This is a genomic window from Geobacter sp. AOG2 (assembly GCF_019972295.1).
Taxonomy (GTDB): domain Bacteria; phylum Desulfobacterota; class Desulfuromonadia; order Geobacterales; family Pseudopelobacteraceae; genus Oryzomonas.
On record NZ_BLJA01000001.1, the window covers coordinates 2,167,668 to 2,191,404 of the forward strand.

Genomic DNA, 23,737 nt, shown 5'->3' on the forward strand with positions numbered 1-23,737 from the left:
TCTATTTCAGCAAAGAGTGCACTGCATCAAGGACCATTTCAACCGTTATGGCGGATATACAAGGGGGTTCACCATCAACAAAACAGAGGTCTCCACACCCGGAGCACCCCAACTCTGCCTTCACGATCAGATACTCGGAACATAGCGGTCGGCAAAAAGATACCAGGCCCGCTCCGTAAAGTGCAACAATCTTTCTATCAAGAGCTGCCGCAATATGCATAACACCTGTATCTGGTGTTACTACAAGGTCAGAAATAGACAATAATGAGACTAGCTGGTTTAGATTTAGCGTGCCAACCAAATTAGGTAGTGGCCGATCAATCAGAGCATTAATCGTCTCTCCAAGTTCACGCTCACCTTCTCCGCCGACTATCACGGGGAAGATATCCTTTATCTCTGTCAGTGCACTGACCAGACCGGCGTATTTGTGCGGACTCCATCTTCTCTTTGGGCTCCCGGCTCCGATATTGATAGTAACAACGATGGAGTGTGGGTTCCACTTGTGTGCTGTTAGAGTCTGAAATACGGCTAACTTATCTGCCTTAGAAACTAGAAGTGACTTATGCAAGTAAGATCGCACGTTCTTACAACTTAATTCCTCAGCCATAAATGCCGGCAAATCAGCAATGTGGTACATCATATATGTTGGGATAACTACAGACTGAACATGGTGAACCATGAGTCGCGCCAGTGGTAGTCTTTCCGCAATGGTGGCAACAGTTACCTTTCCCTTAAGAAGTGTGGCGAATAACACTCCCGTTCCAAGCTCGACCGGTTGGATGATGATGTCGTAGCGTTCCAAACGTAACTGAAGAACACGTTGGAGAATCCTAAAAAACGCCTTAAATCCTTGCAGTTGAACTTTTTGCTCGTGCCAAGGCGCTTGCCAATACTGGAGTCGGTCACAAAATCTCGCTGGCTGCACTCTATGTTGTTCCTCGATTATGCTGCCGCTTCTTCGGGACGCAAGCACCGTTATTTCAGATTCGGGGTATTTCTCACGTATGGCGAGTAAAGTTGGAAGGGTTAAGACCATATCGCCCAACACGTCAAGACGTATGAAAAGAATCCTGTGGCGGTCAGAACCTTTTCGAAAATACACAAGGATGCCGAGCAGTGTCTGAAAGACTAAAGCTACGATATAAACGATGCGCACCTTAAACGCTATTTCAAGCTCACGTCTGGCGTAGCGGCGAGATAAGCGGCTTATTTCTCCCGCGTTGTCCTTTCCTGATTGCAAGAAATCGCGTAGCTTAAGGGTATTTCTCAGGAGATAAACAGCATAAGGGATGACGGACGGGACGACCCGATAGAGTTCAAGATCGCCAGGAGCAAAATTGTGCTTAAAAAAAATGAAGACGCTTTCCGAACTCTTACTTGATAGAGCAGCGGAAAGTTGGTCCTTTCCCTCCGTGATAACAAGGTTGTCAAAGGGAAAACTCTCTGAAGCGGCATAACAGTCGGCCCAGTTGGTCAATTTAACCCTGTGTAGGATCGCATTGACCTTTACACCAACATACTGTTTTCGAATTTCATCGACAATTGGAAGGAAATGTTCCGAAAAGTCAGCCGAAAATTCAGCGACGACCAGAATGGCGTTCGTAATGGCACTCGGTGAATTACACACCTCTAAGAATCCTTATCGCTATCCAGTAATTCGAGATACAACTCATGTCAGCATTCATTCATAGCTATCTCACCCAAGATTTTTTCCATTGTGTCCACTGAAGATTCCCAAGTGAACTTTGTAGCCATCTCCTCTCCCTTTAATGAAAGGTTATTCCGGTAATCAATATCGACAATCAGCTTGCACAAGCCGTCGGCAATCGACTCTACATTCCTAGGCTCAACGATATGGGCGGTATCAGCATGAAAAGCGTAATCTTCTGTACCAGGCTGCGTTGTTATCACAGCTAGACCACAGGCCATCGCTTCGATAGGAAACAAGGGAAAACTCTCATACCACGACGCGCTGAGGAGAATATCCGCCTTATTGTAGGCTTGACCGAGCTCTACAGGTTTTAAAAACCCCAGGGGCAGGTAACGGGCTACCGGGTTATCCGGTGGCAGTATGGCGTTTCCATAAACAAACCACTCGATGGTGTAATTAGGTAGACGTGATCGAGTTAGCGCCACGGCCTTTGCCATTTCAAGGAAACCTTTCCAAGCCGCGCAGCGTCCACCGTAGCTGATAATCTTGACGGATTCGGTATCCTTGGCAAAGTGCATGTTCTTGTAAATTTCGTGATCTACAGCATTCAAACATTTAAAGATATCGGGTTTTAGGCAATGTGAACGAGCATACTCATTCACCGTATTGTAGAGCCATTGTGAGTTTGCAATCTTGACAATAGGCAATTGATAGGTCATTTCACACTTCGTTTTCTCATAGCACTCTCCATCGAAGAATACTGTTTCGAAGTGTTGCATGAAATAGACCTTCTTCCCGCTGCCGAATTTGATGACCGGCTCCACAGTGTCCCACGCCGTTGCAATGGTGATCACTGAATCTGTTGGCATGATTCGCGCGAAATAATCATTTGTTATGGCAGCCTTCATCTCCTGAGACCTGTAGTTAAAACTGGCTATTTCGATCATATTCAAAATACTATGTTTGAATTCAGAAATGCTTGACAGTTTCAGCCTATTCTTCTCTCTCAACAGAAAAGAGGCGTCACATCTTATCCATTTTGGCATAGCACTATGCACACCAGGCGTAATTATGACGTCATGGCCTTTACGAGCAAGTCCATCCGCGTATTTTAATATACAGTAAATGCCACCGCTAAAATTGGTGGCACTCAGAGGAGGAGTTACAAAATTAAGCTTCACCGGGGCCTCCTGTCGTTCTAGGCGATACCAACCACGAATCAGGCAGCTTCATGTAACCCTTGTAACCTTCACCATTTATTTCAAGTAGCGAATCATCCCGCAACACGTCAAAGGCACACAAACACTCGTTCTGGTCGAAACAGGTGGAGTTCCCCCAAATGGCTCCTTCGACCCGATAGTGGCCTGAATGAAATAGTTTCATCGGTATCTTGAGTATGTATTCATTAATACCGAGACTTACATGTGTCATGCTGTCCAGAATGCACGATGACAGCAAAGGGATACCGATGGAATTGTAGATGGTGATGCCACAGTTTATGTTTTTATTGAAACCTATTTCAACGACTATCGACAGGTGCACGTTGTCGCGTTGGCTCAGCACGCCGACGTCTCCACCCTCAATAGAGACAGACTTGAATCTGTTTATCTTTGCCGAGGGGCTAAGCTGTTGCTGCTTTTGTAGGTCCAGATATTTAGCAAAAAGCGCTTCGAAGTCGGTGCTTGATCCAGCTATGGCCCCAGCATGCATACAGAGGCAACTACTACACATTGCCTTGATTGCACCAAGATTGTGGCTCACGAACAACACTGTCCTTCCTTCTTTAGATGAGACCTCCTCCATTTTCCCGAGACATTTTGCCTGAAACAGAACATCCCCGACCGCCAGGACCTCATCGACGACAAGAATCTCCGGCTCCAGATGGGCCGCCACGGCAAAGGCCAGCCTTACGTACATCCCCGAGGAATAGCGCTTAACCGGTGTATCGAGAAACTTCTCGATCTCGGCAAAGTCGACGATCTCGTCGAACTTTTTCCTGATCTCCGCCCGCCCCATCCCCAGGATGGCGCCGTTGAGGTAGATGTTCTCCCGGCCGGTCAGCTCGGGATGAAAACCGGTCCCCACCTCCAGCAGGCTGGCCACCCTTCCCTTGATGCGGACGCTGCCGGTGGTCGGTTCGGTGATGCGGCTGAGAATCTTGAGCAGCGTCGATTTGCCGGCGCCGTTACGGCCGATGATGCCGATGCGGTCCCCCTGCTTGACCTCGAAGGACACATCCTTCAGCGCCCAGAACTCTTCCCGCTCCGCACTGCGCGTCGTTGCCCCGCCCCGCCCCAGCAGCCTGCGGCCGAGAGTTTTCACGCCGTCGCTCAGCACGTCGCGCAAGGCCACATACGGCTGTTGGCCGGACTGGTGCCGCAGGAGGTATTTCTTGCCGAGATTTTCGACCGTAATGACCGTGGACATGCGGTTACACCACGTCCGCAAAGCTGCGTTCCATGCGGCGGAAGTAGAAAACTCCGCCGGCAAGGATCAGGACGACGAGGACAAAGGAGAGAGCAAAGCCGGGCCAGTTGACCGGGAAGGCGTCCCCCAGGAGCGCCCAGCGAAAACCGTCGATAACGCCGACCATGGGGTTGAGAAAGTACAGGAAGCGCCACTGCTCCGGCACGATGGCGCTGGAAAAGCCGACCGGCGAGATGTAGAGCCCGAACTGCACCAGAAACGGCACCACGTAGCGGAAGTCGCGATATTGCACGTTGAGCGCCGAGAGCCACAACCCGGCGCCGAAAGAGGCCATGAACGCCATCATGAAGAAGGCGGGCAAAAAGAGGATTCTCATGTCGGGGACGAAACGGTACCAGACCATCAGCCCGACGAGGATGACGGCGGAGATGAGGAAATCCACCATGCTGACGATGACCGAGCCGGCCGGGACGATCAGGCGGGGGAAGTAGACCTTGGTGAGCAGGTTCGAGTTGTCGATCAGTGAATTGCTGCTCTCGGTGAGCGAGTTGGCGAAGAACTGCCACGGCAGCATGGCCGCGTAGACCATGATCGGATAAGGGACGCCGTTGGAGGGAAGTTTGGCCAGCTTGCCGAAGACGATGGTGAAGACCACCATGGTCAACAGCGGGCGCAACACGCTCCAGGCGATACCGATGGCGGTCTGCTTGTAGCGCACCAGAATATCCCGCCACGCCAGAAAGAAGAAAAGCTCCCGGTAGCGCCAGATATCGCGCCAGTAGTGGAGCGCGCCCATACCGGGCTTTATGATGATTTCCGGCTGTTCCATCGTCTCAATTGTACTGAAAGCCTTCCTTTTTGAAAAGGGAAACAAACACCCCGGCAAAAAAGCCGATGCCGAAGCGCCCCATCTCCCGGCATCGCCTGACGGGAAGCAGGTACAAGGGTGCGTGCCGGGAGCAGTTGAGGATGATTATCAGCCAGATCGGCAAGGGGTATTTCGAGCGCAAGCCATAGAACGAGTGTCCCACGGACCGTGGCTTGCGAAAATTGGGGACCAGGAGCGGCGGATGAAAATAGTTCAGTTCCGGGACGTTCTCCGAGCGCTTGCCGGCCATCAGAAACCTGACGACGAATTCCACGTCCTCCTGCCCCACGAAGTGGGACATGAATCCGCCCAACTCCTCAAGGACCTCCCGGCGATAGGCGGTACAGCGGCTGGTCATGAAATAGGGATCATGGAAGCCGTAGCGGCCCCGGATCAGGTTGAAGCTGGCATGGCCGTGGGGCACCACGGCATCCGGGCCGGCATCCCGCCCGAACCGGTCGTCGAGGATCGCGAGGAAATCCCGCTGCAATATGATGGTGTCGTCGTCCAGGAACAGCACGATCTCGCCCTTGGTCCGGGACAGGCCGAAGTTCCTCGAATAGCCCATTTTACCGAAATTCGCATCGAGGGGGAGATAGACGATCCGCAGCCGGTCCGAAAAATGTTCCGCAAGCCGCCTGCCGCCGTCCGTGCCGTTCCGGTCCTCGACGAGGACCACCTCGAAACGGTCCCGGTCATAGCGCTGCTGGGCAAGGGAGTTAAGAATGCCGGACAGCAGGTCGAGCCGGCCGTAAAAGTTGATGACGCAGGAGATGCGGATACCGTCCCGCGCCTGGGGCACGGAACAATCCCCCCGCAGGTCGAACGGGAACGCCTTGTAAAGCCATCCCAGCAGGGCGCGTCTCATGGGGCGTAGATCCCCCACCCCACCATCAGCATCCAGGCGAGCCCCACCATGAACAGCGGCAGGTCCCTGGTCAGGGATTCGGTCGGGTCGCCCCCCTTCCCGGACTGGACCCGGAGGATGTAGCGAAGGAGCCCGAAGCAGCAGAGCGGCACGGAATAGATGAGAATCGGCGAGTGGCGCGTGATCACGTAGAGGGTGTAGGTCACCAGCACGGCTGAGCCGGTCAGGTACATGGTTCCGTCCAGAAAGCCTTCGGGATAGGTGGCCAGCGCCTTGCGGTGATCGGCGGCGGACGCCCCCAGGCGGTTCTTCTCGCTTAGGCGCTTGCCGGTGCTGAGGAAGATCGCCAAAAGGAATACGCTGAGGAACAGCCATTCCGAGATCGTCACCCCGAAAGCGGCCCCCCCGGCTTCCAGCCGCAACAGAAATCCGGCCGATATGCAGAAGATGTCCACCAGGGCGTACTCCTTCAACCTGATGGAGTAGGCGCAGGAGACAAGGCCGTAGATCGCCAGGAAGAGCAGAAACGGCAGGGATACGCTCCAGGCGAGGCCCACGGCGGCCAGGGCCAGCGCCAGGGCCAGCATACCGGCGGAGACGGCCGATATCCGGCCGGAGGGCAGCGGCCGCAACCTCTTTTCCGGGTGGTTGCGATCGTTTTCCCGGTCCAGCAGGTCGTTGAGGACGTAGGTGGCGCTCGACGCCAGGCAGAAGGAGACGAACGGGAGCAGCGCGGCGGGACGGACAACGGCCGTGAAGAGCGTTCCCCCCAGGAAGGGGGGAAAGAAGATCATCAGGTTTTTCAGCCATTGCGTCGGCCGAAGAAGCGTCAGGTAACAGCGAAGGGTGGTCGATAAGGGCATGGCGTGCGGCACCGTTTCAGGGACGGACGGGCAACATCCCGTCGGGCGCGGGTCAGGCAAACCCGACTTCCCGGGATTCTTCCAGCAGCGCTTCCAGTTCCGCAATCTGGAAATCGGTGAGATCCAGGACCTCGGCCTCTTTGGTCTCGATCAGCGCCAATTCGGGTTCGTGTTTCAGGCCGAGGCCGATCCGGCGGCAGGCCAGGTTGACGAAGCGAACGATGGTCAGCATCTTGTTGACCACATCCCACTGTTCGATATGGTGGTCCCGGACCACATCGCAGTACATGGCCGGGAAGTTCCAGTGCACCATCAGGCGGTAGCCCTGTTCCACGTGCATGGCCTCGAAGATATCGGCGATCAGCTCTTCGTCGAACAGGGAGCTGATCACGCCGGCATCCACCAGGCGCTCGATGGCTTTCAACAGGTAAAGCTTGCCCACATCGTGCAGCAGCGCCGCCAGGTAGGTTTCGTCCGCGACCCCGCGCATGCCGCAGGCATGGGCGAGCCAGCGCGCGCCCAGGGCCGATCCGTGGCTATGGAGCCAAAGCTGCTTCATGTAACGGTTAAGCGCTTCATTGTGCGAGGAATGCGTGGCGGCCTGGGACGCGGCGATGGCGAGGTTGATGACCTGCTGCGCCCCCAGGCGGATGACCGCTTCCTTGATGGTGGCGACCTTGGTGCGCCCCATGTACATGGGCGAGTTGGCCATCTTCAGCATCTGGGTCGCCAAAGACTGGTCCTCGATCGCCACCTGGGCCACTTCGTCCACCGTAAAGTCGTAATCGGAAAGCATCCGCTGGAGTTTGAGGGCAACGGGATGAAAGATCGGCAGCTCGATGGGCTGCGAGGCGAGCAACTTCCTGACGGTTTCCGGTATGACGACGGTGGTCATAAACAAGCATCTCCTTCACGGACGGGAGGTTGACAGCACGTGACGCCCGGCAAACCCGAACCGGATGCGGCGGCGGGCGGGTTATCGGACGCGGCAGGTGCGAGGTGCGACAACGTTAACAAATACACCATAAAACCTTTTAACGCTACTACTTTCCAAGGGTTGCCCCGTCGCCGGGGCCGGTCAGGCGGAGGTTTTCGCCCGCTTCCCTTTCTTCGACAGACCCAGGCGCCCCTCCAGGTCGTCCACGAACTGGCGGGCCGAACGTCCGCTGCGGCGGGCGGAATACAGCGACCACTTCAACGCCAGGGCGCACAACTCCGCATCCTTGATCGGGAGCCCCCGGTGGGCCGCATAATAGCGGACCACGTCGAGATACTCATCCTGGTCGAGGCTGTAGAAACCGAAGGAGAGGCCGAACCGGTCGGACAATGCCAGCTTTTCGCCCACGGCCTCCTCGGGATGGATCTCCAGCTCGCCGGTGTTGTCCTCCATCCGTTCCGGCATGAGGTGGCGGCGGTTCGAGGTGGCATAGATCAGCACATTGCCGGGGCGCTCCTCGATATCGCCGTCCAGCAGGGTCTTGAGGGCGCGGAAATCCCCCTCCCCCTCGTCGAAGGAGAGATCGTCGCAGAACAGGATGAACCGGTAGGGCGCATCCCGCAACAGGGAGGTTATGTGGGGCAGGGACATGATGTCCCAGCGCTTCAGCTCGACGATCCGCAACCCGCGGGAGGCGAACGGTTTCAGGAGCCCCTTGACCAGGGACGATTTGCCGCACCCCCGCTCGCCCCACAGAAGCACGTTGTTGGCCGGCAACCCCTGGACGAACTGGGTCGTGTTGCGGACAACGTCTTCCTTGATGTCGTCGATGCCCACCAGGTCGTCCAGATCGTAGAGGTGGGGACGCGCCACCGGCGCCAGCCGGCCCCGCTCTCCGACACGCTCCCAGCGAAACGCCAGAAATTGTCCAAAATCGGGGGGGACCGGCGCAGCGGGCATCATCCCTTCCACAAGCCGTTCCACCCTTTCCAGCAATGCCTCGAATCTATCCGTAGTGTCTTTCATAATTTTCGTTTCAACACCCGCACCCGCAGTTGTGGCACACCTTTCTGAATTCGCTGGACGGTGCGATGGTTTCCGGGGCAAAGGCGACCCGGCGCACCGCAACCCCGATATCTTCCATGATATCGAGATGTTCGCTCTTGCCGATAATATGCCCGACGCACTGGTTGGCATGGCCGTCGTCGAGCGACGAGATCTTGACGCAGTTCAGCAGGTCGGCATAGCTCGTGATCTTGATGGTTGCGTCGGGATTACGGGCGATCCTGAGCGCCACGCCCAGCTTTTTCATATCCCGCGTCAGACTATCGCAAAAGCGTCGGAATACCTCCGCGTCAAAGTCGAAATACCACTCTTTCCTGACGTGTTCCTGAGCCAGGATCGTGACGGTCATTTCCTTCAATCGTTTACCTGCCATGGTCCCACAATCCTTTTGCACTGTAATTAGGTTGTTCAAAAATAGTCAGATCGTCGCACCCGCAGGAAGTCCCGCGGAGGCGTAGCAGCGCTACGCCGCACAAGGAGGCTTTCGAGGACGGCGGCGTATAATTATGCGTGAGCATAATTATCGGTGACGGAGCGATAGCGTAGTCATCCCGTTTAGCGGGACGCCGATAGGCGCTAAGATGGCTGTTTTTCAACAACCTGGGTAGATATCAGCCCCGGAGGGGGCACTCCGCCTCCCAGGCGAAGTAACCGTCGCCGACAATATTGAGAAAACTCTCGATGCGCTGGCGGTAATAGTCCTCCTGCGCCGCCTCGTCCTCCAGAAAGTTCAACTCCTCGCGGGAGATCAGGTGCTGCCCGTGCAGATAGCGGTACAACTCGCGGATGCCGGCCAGATGCCGTTCCAGGATGCGCATCTCCGGGTCGAGGGTATGGGTGACGAACCAGGTCGCCGCAAAACGCCTGACAACACCCGGTTGCGGCCGGACCACGTTCAGACGGGCAAAGTCCACCAGAAAATCCCGCACATAGAGATCGGCGCTAAAAGCCCGTTCCGAGGCCTGCTCCGGCGTCATGCCCTTGCCGACCAGGTGGAGGTAAAAACGCTTGAGCAACTCCTGGCAGCACTCGTCCACCCGGAGTTCATCGTCGAGCGACGCACACTCGAAATCATCGTGCTCGAATTCTACCTCTGGCTGTTTCAATTCTTCACTCATATACAGGTCACCTGAATCCGTGGCGCCTCCATGCCTTGTTTGCCCGGAAGGCCTCAGCCTTTGCTTTTAAAAATATACCGCAACCTGCCGGAGTACCGGCAGAATGAGCGGCGTGTCACAACACGGGCGGCGTGCGGGCTCCGGTCCTTCCGGTCGCTGCCGCGTTCCGGCGTTACGGGTTCAGTTCCAGCAGATCCTTGTGGACGAATACGCCCTGTTTCTGGATCAGGACGCCGTCGAACCAGATCTCGCCGTCGGCGAGAATCCTCACCAGGTCCCAGTGCACGGCGGAACGGTTGCCGTTGTCGCACTCATCGTAGGCCTGTCCCGGCGTGAAGTGGATCGAGCCGAAGATCTTCTCGTCAAAGAGGATGTTGCGCATGGGCCGACGGATGCCGGGATTGATGCCTAACGAGAACTCGCCGATGTAGCGGGCCCCCTCGTCGGTATCGAGAATCTTGTTGAGCGCCCCGCTCATGCCGGCATTGGCCACGGCCTTGACGATCCTGCCGTCCTTGAACTCGAAGCGCACGCCGTTGAACTCCTTGCCCTGATAGATGCTGGGGCAGTTATAGGTGATGTGCCCCTGGACCGAATCCCGGACCGGCGCGGAGAACACCTCGCCATCCGGCATGTTCAAACGCCCGTCGCACTTGATCCCCGGCAGGCCGTCGATGCTGAACGACAGGTCCGTATCCGGCGCAACGATACGCACCGCCCTGGTTTTGTCCATCAGCTTCTTGAGCTTGTCCTGTTTCTTCGACTCGGCGCGCCAGTCGATGCAGCAGGCCGAAAACAGGTAATCCTCGTATTCGTCCAGGCTCATCCTGGCTTCCTGGGCAGCGGCATGGGTCGGGTAACGGGTCACCACCCAGCGGGTATGCTTGACCCGTTGGTCGATCAGCGGCTTGGTCAGCTTCTGGTAGGCCACCATGGCCTGCTGGCGGGCGTTGGCCATGACCATGGAGTTGTCGCCGGCCGCGATGCCGATGTAGACGGTCAGGGTCTTGAAGAAATCCAGCTTGTGCTGGGGGAAATGGTCCAACTGCTGCTTGTTGGCCAGGTTGTAGAAATTGCGGTCGATCTCGGGAACGGAAAAGGCATACTCCACATACGCCGCGCCCCGCTTGAGGCACAGGGCGTGGAGTTCCTTGACCAGGGGCAGGGCTTCGAGGCCTGCGGCGTTGATCAACACCACATCGCCCTTTTTCACCCGCGTCGAGTAGTCCACCAATATCTCTGCGAACTGAGTTATTCTAGGATCTTTCATCGTTCATACGTCCTTTGCGCCGTCAGATTTTGGTTGCGCTCGGCAGCCGCTCTGGTTATGGTAACGACCAAACAAAATCATTCCGAATCACGGGAAAAACTATCATGAACCGTCATAAAATTGAAACCAAAATCATGAGCCCGTTGATGGGTTCGCGCATCCCCCTTCCCACCTATGCCACCGACGGTTCGGCGGCCATGGATCTGAGGGCCTGTCTGGACGCCCCCCTGACCGTACAGCCGGGCGAAACCGTGCTCATCCCCAGCGGCATAGCCATCAGCATCCACGACCGGAACCTGGTGGCGCTCCTGGTGCCGCGCTCCGGTCTGGGCATCAAACACGGGATCGTGCTGGCGAATACCGTCGGGGTGATCGATTCGGACTACCAGGGGGAGATCGGCATCGGCATCCTCAACCGGGGCGCGGCAGCCTACACCGTGGAGCCGGGCGAACGCATCTGCCAGATGTTGTTCGTGCCGATTGTCCAGACGGAATTGAATATTGTCGGGGAGTTCAGCCAGGACAGTTCACGCGGTGCAGGAGGTTTCGGCCACACCGGCAGGGGGTGAATACAAATGAGTATTCAAGCGGACATCTTACCACCCCTAGCCCCTCCTAAAATAGGAGGGGGACTATAAGCTCCCCTCCTTGATAAGGAGGGGCTGGGGGTGGTCGCTTTAATGTCATCTTCTGAGTAACTTAGATTAAATGAGCGGCGTCAGAAAACCAGTTGTTCCCCGGTGACATCAAGACCGGCGGTCTTGCCCATCACTTCCAGGTTCAGCCTGCTGCCGTCGAACAACCTGCCCGCCAATGCCAGGATATCCTCGGCGGTGACGGCGTCGAAACCGGCCAGGACCTCCTCGACCGGTTGATAACGCCGGAGGTAGATCTCGTTCTTGGCCAGGCGGGTCATCAGGCTGTCGGTGCTTTCCAACGACATGAGGATCTTCCCCTTGAGTTGCTCGCGGGAGGAATCCAGCTCGTCCGCCGGCACCGCTTCGCGCTTCAGCCGCCCCATCTCCCGCAGGGCGATATCGATGACCTCCCGGCAATGCTTCTGTTCCGTTCCGGCGTAGACCACCAGCGAACCGGAGTCGGCGTGGGAGATCACATAGGAATAGACCGAGTAGGCCAGGCCCTTCTTCTCGCGCACCTCTTCGAAGAGCCGCGAACTCATGCCGCCCCCCAGGATGGTGTTGAGCAGGTACAGGGCATAGCGGTCGGGATGGTCCTGGGGCAACGCCCGCGTTCCCAGGCAGATGAGCGACTGCTCCAGGTCGCGCTCGATCAGGTGGACGCACCGGCCGGGCGAGCTGTCGGGCTCTCCGGCAGGCGCGGCGGGAACCCAGCCCGATGAAACCCCCGAAAAGGCCTTTTCCATGAGACCGACCAACTCATTGTGGTCCACGTTGCCGGCGGCCGAGATGATGATGTCCTCGGGGCGGTAGCGGCTCTGCTTGTATGCAATAATGTCGTTGCGGGTGATCCTGCCGATGGTCTCTTCCGAGCCGAGTACCGACAGCCCCAGCGGATGCCCCTTCCAGAAGCTTTCGTGGAAGCGGTCGTGGATGCACTCATCCGGCGCGTCGTCCCGCATCTTGATCTCCTGGAGGATGACCTTCCGCTCGCGCTCGATCTCGTCGGCCGGGAAATTCGAATGGAGAAAGATGTCGGTCAGCAGGTCCGCCGCCCTGGGGAGGAACGAAGCGAGCACCTTGGCGTAATAGCAGACGTATTCGTGGCCGGTGAAGGCATTGAGGATGCCTCCCATGGAATCGATCTCGTGGGAGATCTGCCGTGCGGTGCGCCGTTCGGTTCCCTTGAAGAGCAGATGTTCGATGAAGTGGGCGATGCCGTTATGGTCCGGGGTTTCGTGGCGCGTGCCGTTGGCCACCCAGATGCCGATGGAAACGGTATGCATGTATTCCACACGCTGGCTGATGAGCCTGACGCCGTTGGTTAGGACTGTAGAGTTTGTCATAGCCCCATCATACCTCGCTTTTTGGAAAAAGCCACCCTGTTTGAAGGCCGGTTTCACAAAAAAGTATCTCTTGCGGGATGTTCCCGTAATTTGTTAGAAAGGTCCACCAACTCTTTTCCTGCGGGGCAGCCATGAATATCGTCACCACTACCATTCCCGAAGTCCTCATTTTCGAACCCAAGGTCTTCGGCGACGAACGCGGTTTTTTCTTCGAGAGCTTCAACGAGCGGGTCTGGCGCCAGTTGACCGGGCTTGACGTCAATTTCGTCCAGCACAACCATTCACGCTCGGCCGGCGGAGTCCTGCGCGGCCTGCACTACCAGATCCAGCAGCCCCAGGGAAAGCTGGTACGGGTCATCTCCGGCGAGGTGTTCGACGTGGCGGTGGACATCCGCCGCAGTTCGCCCACGTTCGGCGCGTGGTTCGGCGCGCACCTCTCCGCCGAAAACAAGCGGCAGATGTGGGTACCGCCGGGGTTCGCCCACGGCTTCTGCGTCACCTCGGAGTATGCCGAGTTCCTCTACCTGACCACCGACTACTGGGCGCCGGAGCATGAGCGCTGCATCGCCTGGAACGACCCCGACCTGGCCATCACCTGGCCGCTGGCCTCCGAACCGACCGTTTCGGCCAAGGACCGCGAAGGCAAACGGTTCAGGGAAGCAGACCTGTTTCCATGAGCAACCCGACAGGCGGCGCCGACGCAGCGCAGGAACGGGAAAACACCCGCTGGCTGCTCTCGATCTGTCTTTGCCAGCTTTTCATCATGCTGGTATTCATCAACTATTCGGCCGTCCTCCCCACCCTGCGGCAGGAATGGGGCATCAACAATACCCGGGCCGGCATGATCTTCTCGGTCTATCAACTGGGCTACATCACCTCGGGGGTCATCCTTTCGGCCCTGACCGACCGCATCAACACCAAGCGGATCTTCATCGGCGCCGCGCTCTGGTCCGCCACGGCCAACCTGCTGTTCGCCCTGTACGCCCACGACTTCACCAGCGGCCTGATCCTGCGCGCCCTCACCGGCATCGGCATGGGCGGGACCTACATGCCGGGGCTCAAGCTGGTCGCCGAGCGTTTTGCCCCGGCCGGACGCGGGCGCGCCATCGGCATCTACGTGGGCTCGCTGATGCTGGGGTCGTCCCTGTCCCTGGCCGTCACCGGATGGTTGAGCGGCCTGTACGGCTGGCGCATCGCCTTTATCGGCTGTTCCGCCGGGGTGTTCGCCGGGGCGCTGCTCTCCTTCCGGCTCTTCCGCGGTTATCGCCCGGCCCCGCGGCCGCACAGCACCAGCAGCTACACGGCGGAAGTGGTCCGCAACCGGCCTGCCCTCCTGATGATCTTCGCCTATGGTTCCCACATGTGGGAGATGTACGGCATGCGGAGCTGGCTGGCGCCGTTTTTCACCTCCGCCCTGATCGGCTGGGGCTACGGGCAGGGACGCGCCACCGGCCTCGCCTCGACCATTGCCGCGCTCCTGGTCGGGGTCGGCGCGTTTTCCACCGCCGTTACCGGCACCCTGTCCGACCGTTTCGGCCGCACCGCCACCATCAGCATGGTCATGCTCTCCAGCGCCCTGCTCTCTTTTACCTTCGGCTGGCTGATCAACACCAACATCTGGTTGACCTTGGCCGCCGGTCTGCTGTACGGTTATCTGGTGGTGGCGGAATCGCCGGTGTTCTCCACCGGGCTGACGGAACTGGTCGCTCCCGGCTACCTGGGGGCAGCCATGGGGCTCCAGTCGCTGATCGGCTATTCCCTGGCCACGATCTCGCCGACGGTCTTCGGCTGGGCCCTGGACACCTTCCGGGGGTGGCAGCCGTTCCCCGGCGTCAACGCCGCCTGGGGCGTGGCCTTTGCCAGCGTGGGCATCGGCGGGCTGGCCGGCCCGGTCTTCATGTGGCGGCTTCGGCGGGATCCGGAGAGTATGAAGATGGCCAACGGCAAACGCTAAATAGCCAGAAAGGAGGTTGTTGAAAAACAGCCATCTCGCCGCCATCCTCGAAAGCCCTCTTGTGCGGCGTAGCGCTGCTACGCCTCCGCGGGGCTTTCTCCGGGTGCGACGATCTGACTATTTTTGAACAACCTGAATTTTTCATAGCCTGAGAAAAATCCTCATTACTGCCATGATCATTGATTGGAACACCATAGACACCGTACTGCTGGACATGGACGGGACCCTGCTGGACCGGCACTTCGACGACCATTTCTGGCTGGAGCACGTTCCCGAGCGCTGGGCCGCCAAGAACGGCGCCAGTGTGGAGCATGCCCGGACGCACCTGCACGCCCTGTTCAAATCCCAGGAACAGACCCTCAACTGGACCGACCTGGACTACTGGTCGGAACGCCTGAAGCTCGATATCCCCCAGCTCAAACGGGAGGTGGAGCACCTGATCGCCGTCCACCCCTTTGTGGTGGAGTTCCTGCTGTTTCTGCGACAGCACCGGAAAAACATCTGGCTGGTGACCAACGCCCACTCCAAGACCCTGGACCTGAAGATGAAAACCACCCGTATCGGGTCATACTTCGACGGGATCGTCTCGGCGCACCAGGTGGGCCTGCCCAAGGAGGACCCCGGTTTCTGGGAGGCCCTCCAGAGGTTCGTCAGCTACGACCCCGCCCGGACCCTCCTGGGGGAAGACAGCGAAACCAACCTTGCCACGGCGGCGCAGTACGGCATCGGGTACCCGGTGTATATCAGCCGCTTCAGCTCCAGGGTCCATCCGAAACCGTCGACCGCTTTCGCCTCCATCGAGTATTTCAGCGCCCTGATCCCCGGCGACGGCGAAACGGCCATAACCATCTCAAAAGGCTAAATAACATGTTCCCCTACCTGACGATGTACCCCACCCTCATCATGGCTTCTCTCCTGACCTGCCTGCCCGCCCTGGCGGCCGAGCCGGAATTGCGCGTCGGCAAGTTCAGTTCGGCGGACCTCACCGGCTGGAAGGAACAAACCTATTTCGGCTCGAAGAAATCCACCTACGCCTTTGCCCAGGACAACGGGAAAACCGTTCTGGTGGGGAAGAGCAACGACGCGGCTTCCGGGCTGCTCTACAAGATCGATATCGACCCCAAGGCCTATCCGGTGATCAAGTGGTCATGGAAGATCGACCACACGATCAAGAAGGCCAACGAGAGGACCAAGGACGGCAACGACTTCGCGGCCCGTCTCTATGTGGTATTCCCCAGGGGATTTTTTTCCAGGATGCGGGCGATCGAGTATGTGTGGGGCAACAGCCTGCACAAGGGGGAGAGCATGCGCAGCCCTTACTCGAAGAGCGCCGCCGTGATTGCGGTGGATAGCGGTGAGGAGCAGGCGGGGCACTGGGTCGTTCACCGGCGCAATTTTGCCGAGGACTACCGCGCGGCCTTTGGCGAGGAGGCCCCGAAAGCCGGTGCAATCGTCATTATGACCGATAGCGACAACACCCACGGGTCGGCGACAGGCTACTACGGCGACATAACCCTGCTCCCGGCGGCCAAAGAGGAGGGTCAGAAAGCGAACGAAGCGAAACCGAAGGAGGCGCAGCCCAAAGAGCCGCCGGCCAAAGAGCAGCAGGCCCCACCGCACCCGGTAAAGCAGAAAGAGCAGCCGAACGGCGGCGGTTCTCATTCGCCCTCACCGGCTGCCCCCTCACCTACCCTAAACCAGTAATTCCAAAAAACATTCAAGCTGATATCTGACCACCCCTGACCCCTCCTGAATCAGGAGGGGGACTATAGGCTCCCCTCCTTGATAAGGAGGACCCTCTGGGGCCTAAAGGGCTGGGGGTGGCTGATAGTAGCGCCATCTTGATTGCTACTTGGAATAATAAACGGCGCTACATCCGGCTCAGCTTGGTGCGAAACTTCTCCAGCCGCGAGGCGCCCTCCTCGATCAAGTGGATCAGGTCCTTGCGGGCGCCGCCGGCCACATCCTTGCCTTTTTCGACCAGATCATCGGTCTTCTCACCGATGGTTTCAACCAGGTCTTTGATGTTGGTCGTAATATCCTCCACCGCCTCATCGGCCCGGCCCTTGGCGCGCTTGGCATAACGAGAGATGTCCCGGCGGGTGCGCCGGCCGGACTGGGGCGCCCACAGCAGCGCAAACCCGGCCCCCAGTATCCCGCCCGCCATGATCAGCAATGCCGCGGCAGCAACCTTATTATCTCTATCTCCCATGATAATCCTCCTTTGTTCGTAGTAAGTATCATTGTACCCTACTGTGGGAAAAAAGCCACTCATGCCGGAATACCCCCCCTGCGCGCACATTTTTTCCGAATGGCTTTATATTAGCGGTAAGTCATGTTATAAAAATTTCGTACGATATCTCATCACGAGACAGAGGACACTCCATGAGCTCACTATACGATGTTCTCATCGTCGGCGGCGGGCCGGCCGGCCTGGCCACCGCCTATCTGTGCCACAAACACGGCCTTTCCTACCTGGTGCTGGAATCGGGCAAGGCGGTATTCCAGGGGATCGCCAATACCTATCCCGAAGGCAAGCATGTGTATGCCTCCAAACCCAAGGACGCCCCGGAGCCGTTCCTGGTGGACGAGTTGCGTCCGCCCGACAAGCCGGTCACGGTGGAGAGTTACATCCAGTACGTGCAGCATTTCGTGCAGCATGAGAATATCAAGGTTGAAACCGACGTCGCTTTCGAGGACATCCGGGAAGAACGGGACGTGCTCTCCGTCGTCACCAGCAAACGCGTGTTCCGCGGACGCAAGGTCGTGCTCGCCTTCGGGAGCAGCATCCCCCGCGAGCTGTCGGTGTACGGCGACGCCAAGATGGTGGCCAAGAACCTGGAGGACGCCAGCAAGTTCGTCGGCATCAAGACGTTGGTCATCGGCGGCGGCAACACGGCGGCCGACGTGGTCATCGCCATACTCAAGGCCAAGCGCGAGAAAAACGACAACCAGCCGGTCTATTGGTCCCACACGTCGGGAAAATTCGACGTCAACAAGGAGACGGCCCAGCGCCTGGGCGAAGAGATCCTGCTGGGGGGCAATATCCGCCTGTATCCCGGCGCCACGCCGCGCATCGGCGAGGTGGACGCGGAGGGGGTCGACCGCCTGGTCATCCGCATCAACGAATTCAAGCAGGCGGACGGCATCGACCTGTACCACGCCCTGAGCTTCCCCATGGAGAACGTGATCGCCTGCATCGGTTCCCAGGGGCCGATGCCCATCTTCGACAAGCTCGGCATCCAGATGATCGCCTGCGCGGCCGGGGTCTGCAAGATCGCCCGGGAGGGAGACCGCCTGGTGCTTTTGACCGCCGAATTCGAATCCACCCGCAAGGGGGTCTACGTCATCGGCGGCGCCATCTCCCCTTCCTACATGAAGATCAAGGAGGGGGCCATTGCCGAGGAGAAGCACCCGAACCTGATCTACACCGCCATCAACGACGCCTATCACGTGGTGGAGGCCATCAGGAAGAAGTTGAAAGGCTAGTGTACCCCGGTTAGTCGTCAAAGTCCCCCTCATCCGCCCCTCCGGGGCACCCTCTCCCGTGGAGAGAAGGGATATGCATCAACCCCTCTCCCAGCGGGAGAGGATGGCCGGAGGCCGGGTGAGGGGAAAGGTTGTCCCTCCCCCTTGAAAAATTCCCCTGCGATGATTAGGTTGTTCCCGTATCCATTCCATCCCACAAAGGAGAGTATATACGCATGTCCAAGACCACCAAGCAGTTCCAGACCGAGGTCCAGCAGCTTCTCGACCTGGTCATCCACTCCCTCTATTCCAACCGCGACATCTTTCTGCGGGAGCTGATCTCCAACGCATCGGACGCCATCGACAAGATCCGCTTCGAGGCCCACTCCAACGAAACCATACTGGAAGGCAACAGCGACTGGAAGATCAAACTCATCCCCGATAAGGACGCAGGCACCCTCACCATCCGCGACAACGGCATCGGCATGACCATGGCCGAGGTCGAGGAGAACATCGGCACCATCGCCCGCTCCGGCACCAAGGCCTTCATGCAGACCCTCAAGGAGAAGGCGTCCAGCGACAACCCGGAACTGATCGGCCAGTTCGGCGTCGGCTTTTACGCCTCGTTCATGGTTGCGGACAAGGTCACGCTCTTCACGCGCACGGCCGGGTCCATCGAGGCGGGATGCTGCTGGGAGTCCACCGGCGACGGTTCCTATACCATCGAGGAATGCAGCCGGGAGCGGCGCGGCACCGAGATCATCCTGCATCTGAAAGAAGAATTCAAAGAATACCTGGACGAGTGGAAGATCCGCTCCATCGTGAAGAAATATTCGGATTACATCCAGTACCCCGTGGTGATGGACGTCACCCGCACCGAAGTGCCCAAGGGGGTGGACGGCAAGGAGATCGAAGGGGCCGGCACCATCGAGAAGACGGAGGAGGAAACCCTCAACTCCATGAAGGCCATCTGGGCGCGTTCCAAGAGCGATGTGACCGAAGAGGAGTACAACGAGTTCTACAAACATATCTCCCACGACTTCGACGCCCCCTTCCGCACCATCCACTTCTCGGCCGAGGGCACCAGCGAGTTCAAGGCCCTGGTATACCTGCCGGCCCGCAAGCCGTTCGACATGTTCTTCGCCGACCGCAAAAAGGGGCTGCAACTCTATGTCAAACGGGTGTTCATCACCGACAAGTGCGAAGAGCTGATCCCCGACTACCTGCGCTTCGTCAAAGGGGTGGTGGATTCCTCCGACCTGCCGCTCAACGTCTCCCGCGAACTCCTGCAGGAGGACGCCCAGATCAGGCGCATCCAGAAGAACCTGGTCGGCAAGATCCTCTCCACCCTGGCCGAGGTGAAGGAGAAAAACGCCGAAGAGTATGTGACGTTCTGGAAGGAATTCGGCCAGGTCATCAAGGAAGGGGTCCATTTCGATTTTGCCAATAAGGAAAAACTCCAGGATCTGATCCTGTTCGAAAGCACCGGGACCGAAAACGGCTCCTTCGTGTCGCTGAAAGAGTATGTGGCGCGCATGCCCGAGGCCCAGAAGGAGATCTACTTCATCACCGGCACCAGTCGCGAGGCCCTGGAGCAGTCTCCGCACCTGGAGGTGTTCCGGTCAAAGGGTTTCGAGGTTCTTTTCATGACCGACCCGGTGGACGAGTGGGTGGTGCAGGCGCTTACCGAGTACGACGGCAAACAGCTCAAAGCGGTGGACCGGGGCGACATCAGCATCGACAGCGAAGAGGAGAAGAAAGAGAAGGAGAAAAAACGGGAAGAGGCCCAAAAGGAGTTCTCCGACCTGATCTCGCTCATGACGGAACGGCTGAAGGACAAGGTCAAGGAGGTGCGCTTTTCCAACCGCCTGACCGACAGCGCCTGCTGCCTGGTTGCCGACGAACACGGCATGAACGCCAATATGGAACGCATCATGAAGGCCCTCAACCAGAGTGTGCCCGAATCCAAACGCATCCTGGAACTGAACCCGGACCACCCGATCCTCAAGGTCATGGCCGACCTCCACACGGCCGACAAGGACGCCCCGGCCCTTGGCGATTATGCGGACCTGCTCTACGATCAAGCCCTCCTGACCGAGGGTTCGCCCATCAAGGACCCGTTGCGTTTCACCAGGATGGTCAGCGAGTTGATGGTCAAAGCTGCCGCGAAATAACCGACTCAAACTCCCCCGGCCCTGCCGGGGGAGTCCTGCCTTTTCCCCGCCCCCGCAATTAAAAGTGCAAATATTTCTACAATTGTGAGACCATTGTGCCGATATTAATTAAAGGAACGATCGCTTCCTGAAATTCCCGGCCGCAGCTACGAGAAAACGTTTACACGTCAAATAACCGGAAGTCACTCTAGCGAACGGAGTCACATTCATGATGGGCGACGCGTCTTCAGGCGAAGAGGTGAAGGAAAGCATCCCGGGCAAGGAGTTCAAGAAGCTCGGCTATAGTCTGTTCATTGCCGTAGCCGCCGACAAGCTGGATTGCCGGTGCAGCTATGTGCCCCGCCAGCAGGGCGCCATGATGACCAGGGACGAGCTCAACGGCTATCTTGCCGCAGCCGGGGTGAAGGAGGGCCTTGACGAAGACGCCGTCACCACCTTTGCGGTCAATGCCGCAGCCGGCCAATCGTTGAGCAACGTGGTGGTGGCAACCGGCACTCCGGCAGTCAACGGCATCGACGCCTGGCTCTCCTATACGGCGCAACCATCCGTCCTGGTTCAGGCAGAGGGCGACGATGACGCCGACATCGACCTGCACCAGGTTCAGACCTTCATCAACGTCGACGCGGGGGACGAAATAGCCCGCATCGTCCCTCCCAAACCGGGCGTCTCCGGCAGGGGGGTGACCGGCGAAACCCTTCCCGCCCAGCCCGGCAAGCCCCTATCCCTCAAGATCGGCAAAAACATCACCATCGAAGATAATGGAGAGCGGCTTGCCGCCACTGCCGCGGGCAGGGTGTGCCTGGCCTCCGGGGAGATCTCCGTCGAGGAAGAGTACGTCGTGTCCGGCGATGTCAATTTCAGGGTCGGTTCGATCGTCTTCAACGGCGTGGTGGAGGTGCGGGGCGACGTGCTGGACGATTTCAGCGTCAGCGCCACCAAGGGGCTGCGCGTCAACGGGAATATCGGGAACTGCACCATAACCAGCGGCGGAGACATTACCTTGTGCGGCATGGACGGCCAGGGCAAGGGGTCCATCGTGTGCGGCGGCAGCATCAGGGCGCAGTTTCTCCATGACTGCACCATCGAATGCGCAGGCGATGTCATCGTCGAGGTGGAGATGCATAACTGCACCGTCAGGACGCTGGGCCGGATCGTGGTCAACAAAGGGGCCATTGCCGGAGGTTCATGCATTGCGCTGGGGGGGATTGAGGCCAAAAAGATCGGATCGCTGGCCTCGGTCAGGACAAAGCTCACCGTTGGCGTCGATTATCGCGACGCCGAGGAACTGGAACGGTTGATGGACGAACTGGCCGACAACCACCAGAAGATCGGCCAGACATCATCGCTCAAGGAGATCGAGGAGCTGCGGCAAACCCGCGCAACCCTGACCGACCGGGTCATGGCCCTCCGCTCGAAGGTCGATGAACGGGCCAACCCCAAGGTCAATGTCAAGGGAACGCTCTACGACAACACCCTCCTGGTCATCGGGTCCCAGAACGAAGAGGTCAAGGACCCCCATGACGGACCGCTCAGCGCGAGCGAAAACACCATTGAGGGGGGTCTTCGCTATCTTTCCCTGACCAGCCTGGATGTCAAGGCCGCCGATATCGAGAAGGCCTTTATTCTCGAATATCAGAAAGGATAGCTGCCAGCTAGAACGAGGCGGATCGCCACGAACAATCTTCTAGCAGGTTGTTCAAAATTTCAGGTTGTTCAAAAATAGTCAGATCGGCGCACCCGGAGAAGGCCCTGAGGAGGCGTAGCAGCGCTACGTCGCACGAAAGGGACTTCGAGGAAGGCGGCGTATAATTATGCGTGAGCATAATTATCGGTGACGGAGCGACAGCGTAGTCATCCCGTTTAGCGGGACGCCGATAGGCGCTAAGATGGCTGTTTTTCAACGACCTGCTAATGGATCTGTAAAATGGTTTCCAACGCCTTCCTATAGGCGGCCGCGGCCTCCGGCAACCTCTTCCGCTCTTCGAACACCCGCCCCTTGTACACATACAGGTTATAGTCCAGCGGGTTGATCTTCTCCGCCTCGTCGAACATCTTCAACGCCTGATCCAGCTTATCCTGCCTGCCGTAGGCAAAACCGGCATAATAGTAACACGGCGTGTAGGATTCATCCGCCTTGAAGGCGCTCTCCAGCAAGCTCTGACCCTCCGCCAGACGATTGTCCTCGAACAATAAAAGCGCCGATTCGCACAGGGCGATCACATGGGTCGGCTCCTTCGCGAGGGCTTCCCGGAACTGCTCCCCGGCCAGCGCCTTGTCGCCCCGCTGCACATAGAACCTGCCCAGGCTGATATGGGGCAGGACGAAGTTCGGGTCGGCCTCGATGGCCTTTTTGAACCACATCTCCGCGGTCTCGGCCATGCGCCCCGACTTCAGGGTGTTCCGGCCCATATTGTAAAACCGCAGCGCGCTCTTGGCGGGCTGGTACCCCTTCTTCTCCGCCATGGCCGGTTTCGTGCCCTCGATGGAGGCGGTCAGAAAGTCTGCCATCTCCTCGGCACCCACCAGGGGATACCCCGAAAGCTCGTACTTTATGACCCGCTCCCGGTCCACGATGACCGTCGAAGGCAGGGCAATGATGCCCACATCGTGAAAGTAGTCGAGGCCGTTGTCCACGAGAACGGGATAGGTCAGCTTGAGCCGCTCGACCGTCGAACGGATCCTGGCCAGGTCGGCGTCCGAAATCTTCTGGCCGTCCGCATTGATGGCCACCACCGCCAACCCCTTGTCCCGGTACTTTTGATACAGGGTCTGCATCCGGGCCAGGGCCTTTTCCGATTTCCGGTCCCAGGTGGACCAGACCAGGAGCACGGTCAACTTATCCCCTTTCAGGTCGGCAAACGATTTATTTTCGCCGGAGACGAGCGGCAGGGAGAAGCCGGGGGCCTCCATGCCGACCTGAAGCTGCTGCAACGTGGCGGCCGCCGGGGTGAACAGGAAAATGCCGTAGGCGGTAAAAAGCACCGCCAGCAGTGCGGTTCTTTGCGAAAATCGAGACCATAACGAGACTTTTTTTCGGGACATTATACCTTCCAGTATGCGACCGGCGCATGAGTGTTATGACGACGCAGG

At 58.2% G+C, this 23,737-nt stretch carries 22 protein-coding genes; 8 read left to right on the plus strand and 14 right to left on the minus strand.

The window, feature by feature from the left end:
* Nucleotide 1: 1 nt before the first annotated feature.
* From LDN12_RS09765 to LDN12_RS09815, 11 genes are all read right to left on the minus strand, one after another.
* Nucleotides 2-1,627 (minus strand): glycosyltransferase family 9 protein, encoded by a 1,626-nt coding sequence (locus LDN12_RS09765; RefSeq protein ID WP_223922487.1) that lies wholly within the window; start codon nt 1,625-1,627, stop codon nt 2-4.
* Between the two features lie 47 nt (nt 1,628-1,674).
* Nucleotides 1,675-2,832, minus strand: a complete 1,158-nt coding sequence (locus tag LDN12_RS09770) for a glycosyltransferase family 4 protein (protein WP_223922488.1) — start codon at nt 2,830-2,832, stop codon at nt 1,675-1,677.
* Complete coding sequence (locus LDN12_RS09775) at nt 2,822-4,078, minus strand: ABC transporter ATP-binding protein (protein WP_223922489.1); 1,257 nt, start codon at nt 4,076-4,078, stop codon at nt 2,822-2,824. Before LDN12_RS09775 ends, LDN12_RS09770 begins: the two co-directional genes overlap by 11 nt.
* A gap of 4 nt (nt 4,079-4,082) precedes the next feature.
* Nucleotides 4,083-4,907, minus strand: coding sequence for an ABC transporter permease (locus LDN12_RS09780; RefSeq protein WP_223922490.1), 825 nt, complete (start codon nt 4,905-4,907; stop codon nt 4,083-4,085).
* A 4-nt stretch (nt 4,908-4,911) separates the two neighbouring features.
* Nucleotides 4,912-5,814 carry a glycosyltransferase family 2 protein gene (locus tag LDN12_RS09785; RefSeq protein ID WP_223922491.1) on the minus strand — a complete coding sequence of 301 codons (903 nt, stop codon included), beginning with the start codon at nt 5,812-5,814 and terminating at the stop codon, nt 4,912-4,914.
* The gene (locus LDN12_RS09790; RefSeq protein WP_223922492.1) at nt 5,811-6,677 is read right to left on the minus strand and encodes a decaprenyl-phosphate phosphoribosyltransferase; all 867 of its coding nucleotides are present in this window, start codon (nt 6,675-6,677) and stop codon (nt 5,811-5,813) included. The genes LDN12_RS09785 and LDN12_RS09790 overlap by 4 nt, the downstream gene beginning before the upstream one ends.
* Nucleotides 6,678-6,729: 52 nt before the next feature.
* On the minus strand, nt 6,730-7,572 hold the full coding sequence (locus tag LDN12_RS09795) for an HDOD domain-containing protein (protein ID WP_223922493.1): 843 nt from the start codon (nt 7,570-7,572) through the stop codon (nt 6,730-6,732).
* 183 nt (nt 7,573-7,755) lie between these two features.
* Nucleotides 7,756-8,640 carry an ATP-binding protein gene (locus tag LDN12_RS09800; RefSeq protein ID WP_223922494.1) on the minus strand — a complete coding sequence of 295 codons (885 nt, stop codon included), beginning with the start codon at nt 8,638-8,640 and terminating at the stop codon, nt 7,756-7,758.
* A 10-nt stretch (nt 8,641-8,650) separates the two neighbouring features.
* Entirely contained in the window at nt 8,651-9,052 is a 402-nt protein-coding gene (locus LDN12_RS09805; protein WP_223922495.1) for a hypothetical protein, read from the minus strand.
* A gap of 238 nt (nt 9,053-9,290) precedes the next feature.
* On the minus strand, nt 9,291-9,797 hold the full coding sequence (locus tag LDN12_RS09810; RefSeq protein WP_223922496.1) for a hypothetical protein: 507 nt from the start codon (nt 9,795-9,797) through the stop codon (nt 9,291-9,293).
* 172 nt (nt 9,798-9,969) lie between these two features.
* A complete protein-coding gene (locus tag LDN12_RS09815; protein WP_223922497.1) occupies nt 9,970-11,067 on the minus strand; it encodes an aminopeptidase in 1,098 nt (365 codons plus the stop codon).
* Between the two features lie 104 nt (nt 11,068-11,171).
* Here LDN12_RS09815 and dut point away from each other — a divergent pair, with 104 nt between their 5' ends.
* Entirely contained in the window at nt 11,172-11,636 is a 465-nt protein-coding gene (dut, locus tag LDN12_RS09820; protein ID WP_223922498.1) for a dUTP diphosphatase, read from the plus strand.
* A gap of 149 nt (nt 11,637-11,785) precedes the next feature.
* Here the strand turns inward: dut and LDN12_RS09825 are convergent, their stop codons facing one another.
* Entirely contained in the window at nt 11,786-13,051 is a 1,266-nt protein-coding gene (locus LDN12_RS09825) for a pitrilysin family protein (RefSeq protein ID WP_223922499.1), read from the minus strand.
* A 131-nt stretch (nt 13,052-13,182) separates the two neighbouring features.
* Between LDN12_RS09825 and rfbC the strand changes: the two genes are divergently transcribed.
* The 4 genes from rfbC (at nt 13,183) to LDN12_RS09845 (ending at nt 16,709) form a co-directional block, all read left to right on the plus strand.
* Entirely contained in the window at nt 13,183-13,728 is a 546-nt protein-coding gene (gene rfbC / locus LDN12_RS09830) for a dTDP-4-dehydrorhamnose 3,5-epimerase (protein ID WP_223922500.1), read from the plus strand.
* On the plus strand, nt 13,725-15,005 hold the full coding sequence (locus LDN12_RS09835) for an MFS transporter (protein ID WP_223922501.1): 1,281 nt from the start codon (nt 13,725-13,727) through the stop codon (nt 15,003-15,005). The genes rfbC and LDN12_RS09835 overlap by 4 nt, the downstream gene beginning before the upstream one ends.
* 172 nt (nt 15,006-15,177) lie before the next feature.
* The gene (gene yrfG / locus LDN12_RS09840) at nt 15,178-15,867 is read left to right on the plus strand and encodes a GMP/IMP nucleotidase (RefSeq protein WP_223922502.1); all 690 of its coding nucleotides are present in this window, start codon (nt 15,178-15,180) and stop codon (nt 15,865-15,867) included.
* A 5-nt stretch (nt 15,868-15,872) separates the two neighbouring features.
* The gene (locus tag LDN12_RS09845) at nt 15,873-16,709 is read left to right on the plus strand and encodes a DUF3047 domain-containing protein (RefSeq protein WP_223922503.1); all 837 of its coding nucleotides are present in this window, start codon (nt 15,873-15,875) and stop codon (nt 16,707-16,709) included.
* A 166-nt stretch (nt 16,710-16,875) separates the two neighbouring features.
* Here the strand turns inward: LDN12_RS09845 and LDN12_RS09850 are convergent, their stop codons facing one another.
* Nucleotides 16,876-17,217, minus strand: coding sequence for a YtxH domain-containing protein (locus LDN12_RS09850; protein ID WP_223922504.1), 342 nt, complete (start codon nt 17,215-17,217; stop codon nt 16,876-16,878).
* A gap of 173 nt (nt 17,218-17,390) precedes the next feature.
* Between LDN12_RS09850 and LDN12_RS09855 the strand changes: the two genes are divergently transcribed.
* From LDN12_RS09855 to LDN12_RS09865, 3 genes are all read left to right on the plus strand, one after another.
* The gene (locus LDN12_RS09855) at nt 17,391-18,494 is read left to right on the plus strand and encodes an NAD(P)-binding domain-containing protein (protein ID WP_223922505.1); all 1,104 of its coding nucleotides are present in this window, start codon (nt 17,391-17,393) and stop codon (nt 18,492-18,494) included.
* Nucleotides 18,495-18,709: 215 nt separating this feature from the next.
* Nucleotides 18,710-20,647 (plus strand): molecular chaperone HtpG, encoded by a 1,938-nt coding sequence (gene htpG / locus LDN12_RS09860; protein WP_223922506.1) that lies wholly within the window; start codon nt 18,710-18,712, stop codon nt 20,645-20,647.
* A gap of 208 nt (nt 20,648-20,855) precedes the next feature.
* Nucleotides 20,856-22,292 (plus strand): DUF342 domain-containing protein, encoded by a 1,437-nt coding sequence (locus LDN12_RS09865; RefSeq protein WP_223922507.1) that lies wholly within the window; start codon nt 20,856-20,858, stop codon nt 22,290-22,292.
* 263 nt (nt 22,293-22,555) lie between these two features.
* On the opposite strand, the gene LDN12_RS09870 is transcribed toward LDN12_RS09865, so the two are convergent.
* The gene (locus LDN12_RS09870) at nt 22,556-23,689 is read right to left on the minus strand and encodes a redoxin domain-containing protein (RefSeq protein WP_223922508.1); all 1,134 of its coding nucleotides are present in this window, start codon (nt 23,687-23,689) and stop codon (nt 22,556-22,558) included.
* Nucleotides 23,690-23,737 lie beyond the last annotated feature (48 nt).

What these genes read in the sequence shown, in the direction of transcription:
- LDN12_RS09850 (WP_223922504.1), bottom strand. Translation starts at nt 17,217, where the DNA reads ATGGGAGATAGAGATAATAAGGTTGCTGCCGCGGCATTGCTGATCATG.
- LDN12_RS09775 (WP_223922489.1), bottom strand. Translation starts at nt 4,078, where the DNA reads ATGTCCACGGTCATTACGGTCGAAAATCTCGGCAAGAAATACCTCCTG.
- LDN12_RS09795 (WP_223922493.1), bottom strand. Translation starts at nt 7,572, where the DNA reads ATGACCACCGTCGTCATACCGGAAACCGTCAGGAAGTTGCTCGCCTCG.
- LDN12_RS09870 (WP_223922508.1), bottom strand. Translation starts at nt 23,689, where the DNA reads ATGTCCCGAAAAAAAGTCTCGTTATGGTCTCGATTTTCGCAAAGAACC.
- LDN12_RS09800 (WP_223922494.1), bottom strand. Translation starts at nt 8,640, where the DNA reads ATGAAAGACACTACGGATAGATTCGAGGCATTGCTGGAAAGGGTGGAA.
- yrfG (WP_223922502.1), top strand. Translation starts at nt 15,178, where the DNA reads ATGATCATTGATTGGAACACCATAGACACCGTACTGCTGGACATGGAC.
- htpG (WP_223922506.1), top strand. Translation starts at nt 18,710, where the DNA reads ATGTCCAAGACCACCAAGCAGTTCCAGACCGAGGTCCAGCAGCTTCTC.
- LDN12_RS09790 (WP_223922492.1), bottom strand. Translation starts at nt 6,677, where the DNA reads ATGCCCTTATCGACCACCCTTCGCTGTTACCTGACGCTTCTTCGGCCG.
- LDN12_RS09805 (WP_223922495.1), bottom strand. Translation starts at nt 9,052, where the DNA reads ATGGCAGGTAAACGATTGAAGGAAATGACCGTCACGATCCTGGCTCAG.
- LDN12_RS09780 (WP_223922490.1), bottom strand. Translation starts at nt 4,907, where the DNA reads ATGGAACAGCCGGAAATCATCATAAAGCCCGGTATGGGCGCGCTCCAC.
- rfbC (WP_223922500.1), top strand. Translation starts at nt 13,183, where the DNA reads ATGAATATCGTCACCACTACCATTCCCGAAGTCCTCATTTTCGAACCC.
- LDN12_RS09855 (WP_223922505.1), top strand. Translation starts at nt 17,391, where the DNA reads ATGAGCTCACTATACGATGTTCTCATCGTCGGCGGCGGGCCGGCCGGC.
- LDN12_RS09865 (WP_223922507.1), top strand. Translation starts at nt 20,856, where the DNA reads ATGATGGGCGACGCGTCTTCAGGCGAAGAGGTGAAGGAAAGCATCCCG.
- dut (WP_223922498.1), top strand. Translation starts at nt 11,172, where the DNA reads ATGAACCGTCATAAAATTGAAACCAAAATCATGAGCCCGTTGATGGGT.
- LDN12_RS09785 (WP_223922491.1), bottom strand. Translation starts at nt 5,814, where the DNA reads ATGAGACGCGCCCTGCTGGGATGGCTTTACAAGGCGTTCCCGTTCGAC.
- LDN12_RS09825 (WP_223922499.1), bottom strand. Translation starts at nt 13,051, where the DNA reads ATGACAAACTCTACAGTCCTAACCAACGGCGTCAGGCTCATCAGCCAG.
- LDN12_RS09835 (WP_223922501.1), top strand. Translation starts at nt 13,725, where the DNA reads ATGAGCAACCCGACAGGCGGCGCCGACGCAGCGCAGGAACGGGAAAAC.
- LDN12_RS09845 (WP_223922503.1), top strand. Translation starts at nt 15,873, where the DNA reads ATGTTCCCCTACCTGACGATGTACCCCACCCTCATCATGGCTTCTCTC.
- LDN12_RS09810 (WP_223922496.1), bottom strand. Translation starts at nt 9,797, where the DNA reads ATGAGTGAAGAATTGAAACAGCCAGAGGTAGAATTCGAGCACGATGAT.
- LDN12_RS09815 (WP_223922497.1), bottom strand. Translation starts at nt 11,067, where the DNA reads ATGAAAGATCCTAGAATAACTCAGTTCGCAGAGATATTGGTGGACTAC.